This window comes from Sphingobacterium sp. CZ-UAM (genome assembly GCF_002000245.1).
Classification (GTDB): domain Bacteria; phylum Bacteroidota; class Bacteroidia; order Sphingobacteriales; family Sphingobacteriaceae; genus Sphingobacterium.
Genome location: NZ_MTCM01000002.1, coordinates 16,043 through 28,442, shown reverse-complemented (window position 1 = coordinate 28,442; position 12,400 = coordinate 16,043). Strand labels below are relative to the sequence as shown.

At 38.4% G+C, this 12,400-nt stretch carries 11 protein-coding genes and 1 tRNA gene; 1 reads left to right on the top strand and 11 read right to left on the bottom strand.

The features are described from left to right. Nucleotides 1–23: 23 nt before the first annotated feature. Nucleotides 24–656 carry an HAD family hydrolase gene (locus BWD42_RS10400; protein WP_175992024.1) on the bottom strand — a complete coding sequence of 211 codons (633 nt, stop codon included), beginning with the start codon at nucleotides 654–656 and terminating at the stop codon, nucleotides 24–26. A gap of 89 nt (nucleotides 657–745) precedes the next feature. Between BWD42_RS10400 and BWD42_RS10395 the strand changes: the two genes are divergently transcribed. After that, nucleotides 746–819: transfer RNA gene (locus BWD42_RS10395), tRNA-Ile, on the top strand. A gap of 206 nt (nucleotides 820–1,025) precedes the next feature. Here BWD42_RS10395 and BWD42_RS10390 read toward each other — a convergent pair. The 10 genes from BWD42_RS10390 to BWD42_RS10340 all read right to left on the bottom strand — a co-directional run bounded on the left by BWD42_RS10390 (nucleotide 1,026) and on the right by BWD42_RS10340 (nucleotide 12,316). Continuing rightward, nucleotides 1,026–1,826: a hypothetical protein gene (locus BWD42_RS10390; protein ID WP_077436003.1), complete on the bottom strand. Its 801-nt coding sequence runs from the start codon at nucleotides 1,824–1,826 to the stop codon at nucleotides 1,026–1,028. A gap of 409 nt (nucleotides 1,827–2,235) precedes the next feature. Then, entirely contained in the window at nucleotides 2,236–3,213 is a 978-nt protein-coding gene (locus BWD42_RS10385) for a hypothetical protein (protein WP_077436001.1), read from the bottom strand. A gap of 108 nt (nucleotides 3,214–3,321) precedes the next feature. Then, on the bottom strand, nucleotides 3,322–4,626 hold the full coding sequence (locus tag BWD42_RS10380) for a hypothetical protein (RefSeq protein WP_077435999.1): 1,305 nt from the start codon (nucleotides 4,624–4,626) through the stop codon (nucleotides 3,322–3,324). A gap of 237 nt (nucleotides 4,627–4,863) precedes the next feature. Next, the gene (locus tag BWD42_RS10375) at nucleotides 4,864–8,508 is read right to left on the bottom strand and encodes a M1 family aminopeptidase (RefSeq protein WP_077435997.1); all 3,645 of its coding nucleotides are present in this window, start codon (nucleotides 8,506–8,508) and stop codon (nucleotides 4,864–4,866) included. Continuing rightward, the gene (locus BWD42_RS10370; protein ID WP_077435995.1) at nucleotides 8,501–9,385 is read right to left on the bottom strand and encodes an ABC transporter ATP-binding protein; all 885 of its coding nucleotides are present in this window, start codon (nucleotides 9,383–9,385) and stop codon (nucleotides 8,501–8,503) included. The genes BWD42_RS10375 and BWD42_RS10370 overlap by 8 nt, the downstream gene beginning before the upstream one ends. Nucleotides 9,386–9,577: 192 nt before the next feature. Continuing rightward, nucleotides 9,578–10,090 carry a GNAT family N-acetyltransferase gene (locus BWD42_RS10365; protein WP_077435993.1) on the bottom strand — a complete coding sequence of 171 codons (513 nt, stop codon included), beginning with the start codon at nucleotides 10,088–10,090 and terminating at the stop codon, nucleotides 9,578–9,580. Between the two features lie 394 nt (nucleotides 10,091–10,484). Further along, a complete protein-coding gene (locus BWD42_RS10355) occupies nucleotides 10,485–10,871 on the bottom strand; it encodes a glyoxalase (RefSeq protein ID WP_077435991.1) in 387 nt (128 codons plus the stop codon). Nucleotides 10,872–10,893: 22 nt separating this feature from the next. Beyond that, the gene (locus tag BWD42_RS10350) at nucleotides 10,894–11,343 is read right to left on the bottom strand and encodes an SRPBCC family protein (protein ID WP_077435989.1); all 450 of its coding nucleotides are present in this window, start codon (nucleotides 11,341–11,343) and stop codon (nucleotides 10,894–10,896) included. Between the two features lie 109 nt (nucleotides 11,344–11,452). Next, nucleotides 11,453–11,872 (bottom strand): DoxX family protein, encoded by a 420-nt coding sequence (locus BWD42_RS10345; RefSeq protein ID WP_077435987.1) that lies wholly within the window; start codon nucleotides 11,870–11,872, stop codon nucleotides 11,453–11,455. Between the two features lie 21 nt (nucleotides 11,873–11,893). After that, nucleotides 11,894–12,316 carry an SRPBCC family protein gene (locus BWD42_RS10340; RefSeq protein WP_077435985.1) on the bottom strand — a complete coding sequence of 141 codons (423 nt, stop codon included), beginning with the start codon at nucleotides 12,314–12,316 and terminating at the stop codon, nucleotides 11,894–11,896. Nucleotides 12,317–12,400 lie beyond the last annotated feature (84 nt).

Below are 12,400 nucleotides of genomic sequence, written 5' to 3'. Positions count from 1 at the left end.
GAATATGAAAAGAAAAATAATTTTTATAATAATCCGAACTCCTCCAGTATCAATTGCAATGGTTTTTCCTTGGTACACAGCGCTGTATGCCAGCCCAATTGTTTTGCGGTAGCCAAATGCTGGGGACTATCGTCAACAAACAACGTCTCCTCTGGCTTCAACTGCTGCTCCGCCATCAGCAGTTCGAAAATCTCCGCGTCAGGCTTACGCATGCCAACCAAATGCGAATAATAGGTTTTTTCAAAAAATCCCGAATTGTCAGCAACAGCATATTTTTCTTGAATAGCTTTCATACAATAAGCATAATGGATCGCATTATTATTACTCAACAAAAAAGTGCGATACTTATCTCTCAATGACAATAATAACTCGTGATATCCTTCAGGAACCCCGATCAGCAAACTGTTCCAGGCCGTATCAATCTGCGTATCGGTCAAGGCATGGTTTTTAGTGATTTCCCGAATTCCATCCCGAAATTGCCTAGCATCAATTTTTCCCTTGTCAAAATCATCAAAAAGCGCACTTTGACCATGATGCCCAAAAACTTCGTCAACATTCGCTATACCTAACTGAGTAAAAGCACCTTTCAACTTTATAAAGTCGATCATGAAGATTACATTCCCATAATCAAGAACAATATTTTTAATTTTTTCCATCGAATTATTTTGAAATACCGATGCAAATATCGATAATTGCATCGTCAAAACAGTATTAACAAAACTAAAATTGACAATACAAACGACCTGCTCCTATAGCTCAGTCGGTTAGAGTAGAAGACTCATAATCTTTTGGTCCCTGGTTCGAGCCCAGGTGGGAGCACAAAAAAAATCGCTTATCTGAACAAGAAAGCGATTTTTTTGTTTCTACGCATCAGTTTTCATTGATGAAAAGTATTTTTATCCACTTGATTTTTTATTTATATCCTGCCAGCCATAATAGCCAGAAAATTTCACATTGCTATTTGTTTATCATAATAGCTACCAAGTCTCCTAAATATATTCTTACATCGAGATCCCGATATAATGTTATTTATACTTGTACGTTGTTTTTGTTACCAACTCACTTGACCCAAAATATCCGCGTTGTATCAATGATAGCGGATAACCATAGTCATCGTAAACATATTCATTCTTAAAAATAGATAGTATTGCGCCAGTTTTAGTGTCTATACTTGTAATTTTTCTCGAATTGTGACGTGGAAGGTTATTGAACACAATATATGGATGGTTCATGGACAAGGGCAAAATATTAATTTTATTGTCGTATTCTTTATAATAAGTCTCACGCCATGGTACAAAGTTCTTCGAGCCCGGATGCAAAATAGCAGCCATGACCACTGTAAGATTTCCGTTTTGATCATAATTATAAGAGTTTTTAATAAAAGTTCCCTCATTGTCTCCCAAATGTAGACGGTCTATAATCTCTTTCAAAAATCCTTTCATATCATAATGATAAGAGTGCGTAACCACAACACGCCCTTTGTGGTCAAATTCTTCGGTATGTTCAATCACACCCGGGCTTTCATAATAAAACTTCAATTTATAGACCTCATTACTATTTATTTCTGAAATAAAATTATCATCATTATATTTAATTGTAACAAGGGATTTAGAAGTATTTTCCGGCAAAGTGACTGTAGTTGTATAACCGACCAGTCTATCATTCCTATCATAGGTCAACATAATCTTACTTTCCGAACTACTTGTTTTACTGTTGATTTCAGAAAGTACCTTTTTACCATACTGACCAACAACAACTTCATTATATTTTCTGCAACCGCTTAAGACAATCAGCAAAAAAAAACCACTAATAATTCCTATATTCATTGCATTTTCAATTATTTATCAATAAATAAAAGTCATTTCTATCTTCTAAAATATGAGCTACAACAATCTCAACGAAATTAGAAAAATCAATTGTGGCTTCTATCACATGCTCATGTGATTTTTAATACCCGTATTCCTCCTTTCATAAAACGGCTAGCGAATATAGATTACTACTGTTAAGGCATGATTATTAAATTAACAATAACCTTTTTGTATCTAGCTATTAAATTCAATCTCATTCACCATAAACTTTGTAACATGACCATATTTGATAATTGAAAAATATTTTAATGATTTGCTTTTGCAAGACAGAACCAACATTCTAGCATCTAGTAATGTGGTACCGATAAAAAAACTCATAATCTTTTGCTCCCTGGTTCGAGCCCAGGTGGGAGCACAAAAGCAAAAATCATTTTTTTAGTTTATTCGCTTTGGGATAAACCCAGTAGAGTTGCCGGTTTATGCTACACAAAAGAGTATCCTTGTTGTTTTTAGGAAAATACAAGGGCGAAGGAAAAGCATCTGTCTTATTCTTGTACCTAAAGTTGAAATACCTGTCTCCAAATTTAACACTAAAGTATTCGATCTCATGTTGTCTGAAAGAAATATTGAGGTAATGCGAATGGATGAAATTGCTTTCTATGGTTGGTTTCGCCGCCATTTCATAAGGTCGAACGCCATACTCAATAATTTTAGGCCTTATACTTTCATTATAACCTACCCTTGTCTTTCCGACAGTATATAATTTTCCTTTTGCATCGGTATAGAATTCTGTCTCCGTATCATTTCCGATTCCTATTTTGGTTACAGGATAAAGTGTTCGGTAAAAATCGATCTCCGTTGTTTTTTCTTTTATATAGGCAGCATCTAGCCTTTCTTTTTCTTCATCAGTCGGATTGCTCGTTTGAGGATAGTTTTTCCTTTTCAAAAATTCCGACTGTGTCTCCTCCAGGATAAAATCCGCTGGAACCAGGTCTTCCTCTTTATGATAATCAGAAAAACGGATACCTATCAGTTGCTTTTTAAAGAGTGTATCGTTTTTAAAAATCTCTTTAGAAAAGATAAATCGCTGATTCAGTGAATCAATATAGAAATCTTTTGTTTTGGCAATTTCCCTTATCTTCCTGCCTTTTTCAGTGGCTAAAGTCGCTTGAATAACATCGTCAATTTTTACTAATAGAATATCATTTTTTGAATTGTCCACCTGAAACACCCTATCCGCTTCCATGCCCGTTTTTTCGATTTCAAAAAATGGATCATTATTTTGGGGCATAAAAATCCAATCCCGGTGTTTAGACCATTCCGGAATCCGATATCCCATAGAAAACGCAATTGCGGCCGTAATAACAATTGCAATGATCAAAAGATAGATTTTCTTATTTCTCATATTTTCATCTTTCCAAACATTTGCATAAAATAGATGCTACCAGATTATATTATCCTAAGTACATGCCCAAACACCCCGATAAAGACCGCAGCCAGCAAAATAAAACATTCAACTATTGAATGCTCCGTAGAAAGCCTTGGCCTTTCTCTTTTCTTCCAATAGATTGTAGATAACCTCGACCGTATAGTGTTGATCAAAATAAAACACCATCATTCTCTTATTACTTTGGATTGGAAAAAAAAGTAAAACCGAACCAATAGCGGTATCATATACTATTTCAAACCTTCTTACCTCAGTAAACAGAAATCGTTTATATCGTGGAAAAATATATAATCTATAAATTACATCCAATGCATTACTCGTAGATTCGGCGTATGACAGATCCATATCGATACAGCGAAAGCCATCTTGATCAATCTCAAGCAATACTGCTTTCCTTCTATTTATAAAAATACGCACTGCAAACAAAAAAGCAATACCACCAAAAAGTAAAAAGAAAATAGGGGCCAGTTCAAAACGATTAAAATCAACCAGCTGAAGACCAATAAAGGAAATTAGAACACCTACAAACCCCAAAGCAAACAAAATCATAGTTGACTTTTCCTTCGGTGCATAGAAAACGATTTTATCCGTTACGATACTATTTTTGGGAGTAAGGGAGCCCATATCCGATCCCCTACCTATCGGCGTATCCGGATAATATTCGGGAGCCGGATTTCCTAGCTGCTCACCAAGGGGCTTTCCACTTAGCTCAAAAAATGCTGCTATACCCTCATATTCGGTCTTCATCGCTTTTGCAAATCCAAATGAAGATAAGAGCGCCGCAATTCCACCTGCCGCATATTGACCGATACCGATTGCCATACAAATGACAAGTAAAGCACTCATACCGCCACTAAATTTGATAAATGTATGCAACCTAAGTCCATCGTAAATACCAATACAGGCTAAATATGGTAAAAAGATCATCACATTGAGAATGAATAATATTGCTCCGCCTGCCAAGAGGCTACTTGAAGTAATATATGTAGTGAATACGGTTTCAAAGACTACCAAACTCATCATCAATGAGGCAAATATTAAAAAAAAGACCAAAAGCCTGATCGAGAAAATCTTGAATAAAATAGATTTAAATGGAGTCGAATCAACTCGTTTTACAGTGATTAGTTTTTCTTGAGACCATAAAAATAAAAACAATAGCAACGAAATAAAGCCAACAATACCATACAGAAAATTTTTGTCCGCTTGGATACGTTTCTCCCCATACAGCTCATGCATTGGCACAAGTGCTTCATTTACCTCAAACAATTTGTTGTACTTAAATTGGAAAACTGCCTCGACAATCGGATCCACAGTAAATAGAAGTGAAGTGATAATTACCAGGACAAGTATGCGATATATATTTTTAGCCATTTGATTATATTTCACTGTTGGACAGCTTTAAACAAATAAACCTCTTATTATCCATATCCTCAGAACACGTTTACAATCTGTTATGATTATTTTACAATTCGTCAATACAATGAGCGAGACCATAATACTTAGCAGGAGTACAAAAAAAGGTTGAATAGCTCACAAATCAAGATATGTAAGCTATTCAACCAGAAAAAAGGACCTTCGTATTGCTATGCTTTCATTGCCCTGGCCGCACTAAATATCTTTTCTATTATCATCCGAGTCTATGTCAATCAGTTTGTTGTATGGGTCGATACCGACCTGAATGGGCTGCCGATCGACGATCAGCGTCAGCTTATTATTAATCTGGTCAATACGATGTTTCTTCAGATAAAGCTCCTGCGGTTTCCCGTTTTTCTTATCTGTTGACTTGGAAAAAACTCCCACCTCGATATAATCCCTAAGGGGTAAAGATTTCAATGTCACCCGGTCGGATTTTTTAAACACTATCGGTTGTCCCCCCTGATCATGATAGCTCTTTTTCCCATTGGCATCTACACGATATTTGGCGACTTCAAATTGGATATCGACCTGGTATTTTCCATTATTCAGTTTTTTAGTACGCACCTGCTCCACCCTATTATTATATAAGGTAATCGTTTCAAACATATCTTTGATCAGATAACGCAATGAATCTGGCGTGGCACTACGAAATGCATCCACAAACTCCACGGATGTTGTATAAGGTGGATTTTGGAAAGCGGTATTTTTCAAATATGTTTTCGCCGTATGGTTGAAAACCGCTTCTCCCAGATAATCGCTCAGTGCGTACAAAACCAATGAACCTTTCTGATAATGTATGTATGTCTGATTTTCATTGTACATCAATGGCCTTTCACCAAATGACTCTGCCCCTCTTCCTTTTAAATACTCATCCAGCGCATCTTTGAGAAACTTGCGCATCTGCCCTTTTCCATAACGCTTTTCCAGTACTTTCAAAGAGGAATATTCAGACATACTTTCTGACATCAATGTAGCTCCCTGCGTATTGGCGCCTACCACCTGATGTGCCCACCACTGGTGCGCTATTTCATGCGCAGTGACAGCATAGGGATAATCCACCGCATCATCTTTTTTTTCGTCCACATCGGCAATAAAACCTATAGCCTCAGAAAATGGAATAGTATTGGCAAAGGATTGTGCAAAAGTTCCGGCTGTTCGGGGAAATTCAACAATACGCAACTGTCGATGTTGATAAGGACTATACTCGCTAGTATAATAGGCTAACGAAGCCTTACTCGAAGCCATCATCCGGTCCAGATTGTAGGTATGTCCTTTGTGGTAATATATCTCTAAGTTGACTCCATTCCATTTGTCCTTTTTAATTTCATATCGAGCGGAGTTAAAAGCGAAGAAATTCAATATAGCAGCATCCATTTTATACTGATAGTATTTCCGCCCATCTTTCTCCCATTGTTTGGTCAGATATCCCGGCGCAATGGCCAGCTGGTCTGGATCCGTGCTCACAGTGGCCTCAAAGCGGATCCAGTCTGCATCATTGGAAATGTAATTATCCTTTCGCGCATTGGAATCACTGGGTGGAGCCATACGGTCCCGATGGGGCAAGCCATATTTTTTTCGGATATCATTATCCACCAGCTCCCCCCGATCCAGGTAGCCGATATTCGGAAACAGCATATTGTTAATAAAAGTTCCATTGCCTTTAACGGGTGATTTCTCGTTCACCCAAGTGTTAGCCGGACTAAGTGTACTGAAATTTAAGATAATGGAATCCCCTGGAGCCATTGGTTTGGCCAACTTATAGATATTGAAATTGTAAATATCATCAGCCGAGATCAGCTTATGGGGAACATTGAAAGAAAAGGTATAGTCGTAATCATTATAATTGACAAATATGGAATCTATGGCAACTGCAGTTTTATTCTTCAATACATAAGATGCCTGAGCTTTAAAGCTGCGTGTGGAAGGATAGATATCCATATTGAACTTGATATCAACAACACGTGGTTGGGGCCGAAGCTCGTATTTTTTATACTTCTTCTCCCATTCCACAGACTGTTTTTCATGATCAAGACTGGTGTAATAAGGGTTTTTAATATGGTTTTCATAATATATACCCGCACCAATGCCCACAAAACCAAGAAAACTGACCAGAAGCACAGTTATACTCGTCGGACTTGAGTTTGTCTTTAATATTGCCCAGCGTTCCTTCGTTCCGGAGAAGCCGCCTCTACGCCATAACAAGAGAGCTACCGTAAGAAAAAACACCGCGAACAACAGCCAATATACCCGATAGGTTAAAAAAGGTATGATATAGCCAAAACCATCCATATCTGAATACTCGAGATCTGGCCCCTGGTTAAATTGATAAATCGTCTGCTCCACGCCTACCAAGGATAAAAATGGCAATCCGATAAACAGGGTTAGCAGAATAAAAAAACCGGCCAGATAATTCTTAAAGAGCGTATGCACAAAAATGGATACAAATAGCCATACGATATTTCCCAACATACCATATAGCATGAGATGCATAACGTACTGCCCTATTTCGAAATTATAGTAACGATGGTAAACCTGAAATGCCATACAGGTGAGCATTACCACCGTAAGCAAGGTTAATTGCATTAAGATAATTGCGATTATTTTGGACCCCATAAGCGTCCAATTTGGGACGGGTGTTGCATCCAATAAACCACCCATGCGTGTAATCGTACCACGATGGACCAGTAAACCTGTAAAAAGAAAAGTCAGGATCAACAAAAAGAATTTAAAGGTCGTTCCCGGTATCATCAGCATCTTCCAAGTAACCGGATAAGTCGACGTACCAAAAATTGCACCGATTGTACTGGCCATTAATATAATAAACAAAACACCGACAAGCGTTAAAATCAAAAAGACCGGATTTTTAACAATATACCGATAGTCATATCGCGCCAATGTCCAGGTCGTTTTCAAATAATGAACAAACGAAAAGTCGTAGCTAACTATAGGTAGGTTAAGCCGAAAAACACTATCGAAGTTATTTTTTGTCAATCTTTTCCCCCTCTTACCTGTTTTGACTGAAATGGACTCCTGGGAGAAAGAAAATAAAAGGTAAAATCCACCAATAAATAATGCCGCTACTGCGAGCCATATCAGACGATTATAAATAATCGCTCCTAGAAAAGGAAGATTATTTGTATTCTTTTCTTCAGGCGACCAGTACTGGGTGTAATAAGAAATAGCACTATCACCAAAGGGATCGATCAATGCCCCAAGATAACGCTGATCAGCATTTGTTGTCAGATTTTGGACAAGCACCTGTAGAATAATAAGTACCAGTACCGCAACAAAACCGACATATACATTACGCGTAAAAGTGACCAACACAAAAATAATAGCACTAAGGATAATCAGGTTGGGGATGACCTGAATGAGATAGGTCTGGAAATAAGCTAAAACATGTACCGGCCCCAACAAATCTGGATTAATCCCTGGGACAAACTGTGCAACAACAATACCCAAGGTCGACGCCAGTACGATAACGAGTACCACTGCGATCGATCCGAAAAACTTACCCAGCAGATAGTCCGTTTTGGTAAAAGGATAACTAAAGAGAATGGTATGTACATTATATTGAAAATCCCGATAAACACTGGCACCCACAATCGAAGGAATTAAGAAATAGATAATCGAAGACATTCCGTTTATCATCTCATTAATAGCCCAAGGGGAATTTCTGACCGTATTGGATGAAGTAGTCGCTGTGACCCCATCAAATATACCCAGTGAGGACAACATGATGAATAACGACAGGACAAAGAATAAAGCCATATAAATATAGACGGCGACACTCTTAAACCAGCGCGTAAATTCAAAATTAAAAATCGGACTAAACATGGCGCTGGTCATTTTTTAGTGCGACAAAATAAACGTCTTCCAGTTGGCCCTGTGCATTGACAAAGGATTCATCTGGTCGTACATCACTATAAACCCGGATGTTGAGTGTGTTGTCCTGATTGTAGTTGGTGGAAATAACATTATACGTTTGTGTATACTGATCCAATTGATCACGGCTAATGATACGTACCCAGATCTTGCCTTCCAATTTTTCTATAGTCTCTTTTGGTGTGCCACGCAATAATATTTTACCGCCATTGAGGATAGCCAGTTCATGACATAATTCGCGGACATCATCCACAATATGTGTCGAAAAAATAACGGTATGATTGGTTCCGATCTCCCGTAGTACATTTAAAAAACGATGTCTTTCGGCTGGATCCAATCCGGCCGTAGGTTCATCAACAATAATTAGTTTAGGATCGTTAAGCAATAATTGGGCAATGCCAAAGCGTTGTTTCATCCCGCCTGAATAGCCACTGACACTTTTGTTGCGTACGTCCCAAAGGTTGGTTACTTCAAGAACACGCTTGATAATGGCCTGCCGGTCAGCTCCTGTCTTAATCCCCTTGAGTTTTGCGAAATACTGTAATAAATCTGTCGCTGAAAGATTCGGATAAACACCAAATTCCTGCGGCAAATAGCCTAAAACTTTACGCAGCTCCATCTGCTTACCAAGGACATCGATATCCCCAAAAGTAATGCGGCCATGATCAGGCTTCTGAAGTGTGGCTATGGTACGCATCAGGGAGGATTTTCCCGCTCCATTTGGTCCAAGAAGACCAAACATACCCGGTTTTATTTCAAGATTTACTTCGTCAAGGGCTTTTACACCATTCGGATAGGTTTTACTGAGACTTTCAATTGATAAATTCATAAATAAGTTTAACTGTTAATAATTCGTTAGTATACCCAAACGACAATTTGTTACAACAATATAACAAAATTTCGCAAAAAACAGGCAGATCGACCTATTTTTCAGGGCAATATCAACAAAAAAACAGTTACTGATTACACAGCTTCCACATCTCAAAAAAACGGTGTAAACAAATTGGCTTGATTAAAGCGCTCAAAGTTTTATCTCAAACAAACTTACGGTAGCATTGTCATAATGTGCCGGTAAGCCTGCTGTATTACGAAGCTTCTTTAATCCCAAAAAATCAAAACCACATTTCGTGTAGTGGTCAATCAATCCGCTATTCTCACCCACTGTGTCCAATCGAACAAACTTCTTATTATTTGCAATCGCATATTCAATCGACCAATTCACAATATTGTTAACAAGATTCTTACCTCTAAAATTAGGATTCGTTGCGATGCGATGGATGTAAACTGCCGGATCGTCATTTCTCTCCTCCCAAATATCAGGGTCGTCGAATGTTGTCGCCCAGACACAGGCGATATCCTGATCCGCAATCATTTTCCATTGCCTATTCTCCTCGAGCTCCTGTTCGATAAGCTTCCGATCAAACTCAGGCCAGGAAACCATGGACTTCGCTTTTTGAAAATCTGTTGCAAGCTTATAAAACTTAAAAATTGTTTCGATGTCGTTTAGGCTGCTATTCGCTATCTGTAGTTCCATGCGCGTTACTAAACTAAATTACCATTGATTAAAGTGTGCCCGAAGCACACACGAAGTTACACTTCATCAGAAAATATTTAAGGGTACAGATCAAAGCGCGCACATGGTACCAGAAAAGGTGAGACAATAATAATTCGCTTCCTTCTGTAATGGATCTGGATTAAAATCATTCATTTAAAATCGCCTTACTAACGGTTGCGTGCTACAACGGAATGAGCCACCAAAACTTCTGCTAATCTGGAAATCAACATATTCTACATGGATCCTGTAGAGAGCTAGCTTATCGCCCACGGATTTGAATACGGGATCGGTAACATATACATTCGGATTGATCGGCAGACCATTGGTCGCCACTGATTTTGTCCCAACTAGACAAAAAATAAGTGTAAAAACGTTATTGTATGCCCAATATCCACCTTACATCAAATATATCGGTCACCTCTATCAGCGGGTCCGTCTCGTTGTTTCCTTGTACAGCATGTCGTCCAGATGTCAATTTGGAAACAAGCTCACCACGATCAATCACATTTGTACAAGACAAAAATACCGAAAGATAATTGCCAATTTTTCGCCCATCATCGTGTACCAGATCCGAACCATAGATAACCACATTTGGGGAAATAAGTGAAGCACTTACAATAGGTAGCTCTGCATATCCATTTATCTTTTTATCCAGTATATCAAACTCCAAACTTCCCCCAAAACATGACTGATAAAACGTAAGTGCCTTTCTACAATTTCCCGAAAATGTGATAAAAACTCCACTTCTTAACCCTTCCATATCCCAAACAAATTGAATTAAACTATGCGTCTGGTATGACAGGCTCCACAAGTTTTTTCATTTTTTCCAGAGATTCCTGCCATCCCAGGTAACACATTTCTGCAGGAATAACCTCAGGAATGCCTGTTTGTTCAATTTTAAGTTCGGTACCGCAGCTGACTGCACGTAAGGAAACCGTCGTCGTCATCTCTCCGGGTAAGTTGGGATCATCAAAGCGGTCGACATACTTGATAAATTCATTGTTCGTAATTTCGAGATACTCGCCACCAAAAGAATGTCCATTACCTGTACCGAAATTGATAAACGTCATCTTGAATTGACCGCCTACCTTAAAATCCATCTGCTGTACGGTACAGACAAAACCATAAGGAGGTAGCCAGGTAGCATGCGCTACAGGATCTGCGAAAGCGCGGAAGACTTTTTCAGGACTTGCCTGAATAACCCGATGTAAAGAAACTGAATTTGTTTTCATCTTGATTGATTGTTTATAATGTAAATAGATAATACTATATTTTTGTTCTGTCTAATAAATTTTCAATAAACCTATCCTTTCGGACGGGAACACTGTCATACCACTAATATTAAGATAGCGCCGATGCGCCAGTATACACATTTTGCTGCGAGGCAGAATTTGCACCAGCTAGCTTTGAACGATAGACATAAGATAACATCAGAATAGCCAGTACGATAAGTGGCAATAACATGTAGGTTATATTTTTGTCCACACAAGCATGACTGATAAAGGCAAATAACAAACTGAATGTTAATCCTGCATAAGCCCATTCTTTTAATTTAGCCGGAACCTGTGGAATGGCAATGGCAATGACGCCAAGAACTTTACAGATAATAAGTGCATAGGCAAAATAATCCGGGTAGCCCAAAGGTTTTGTCCCCGCATTGATATATTGCGGTGCAAATAGTAGTGTACCTAATGGCATAATGCCTTCCCAGATAACAATAAATACTGTTGCGATCCAGAAAATAATTCGATTCTTTTTCATGGTGTTGATATTTTATGCTGATTAATTTGTTGATTCAACATGTTTTACAAAGTTGTTCAGAATGGATTGCCAACCTTGCTTCTGAAATTCAGGATCATTCATCTGCTCCGCATCAAATGTGGTGATCATGACTGTTTCTCCATCCGTCTCAGAAAATAGTGTACTCACTGTCCGACCGTCGGCCATGGTATAGGCAATTTCCTGATATAACTCGACCTTATCGTACGTTCCCTCAAAATCGAACCCAAAACTTCCATCCTTGGCTTCCATGCGATTCTTGAATGTGCCATTTACACGCAGATCATTTTCGCTGCTTGGACAATGCCAGCTTGGATCCGCAGCATTCCACTGCATAATATCTGCTGGTGTATTCCATTGCTGCCATACTTTTGCCACTGGAGCTTTTACAGTTGCTTCTACCTTGATTTTTGTTTGTGTTTTCATGATTTATTTTTATTTGTTTATAATGATATAGCAAAGATGCAAAGGATTTTAAAGGTCGGCACATTGTAAAACCGACAACTTTAG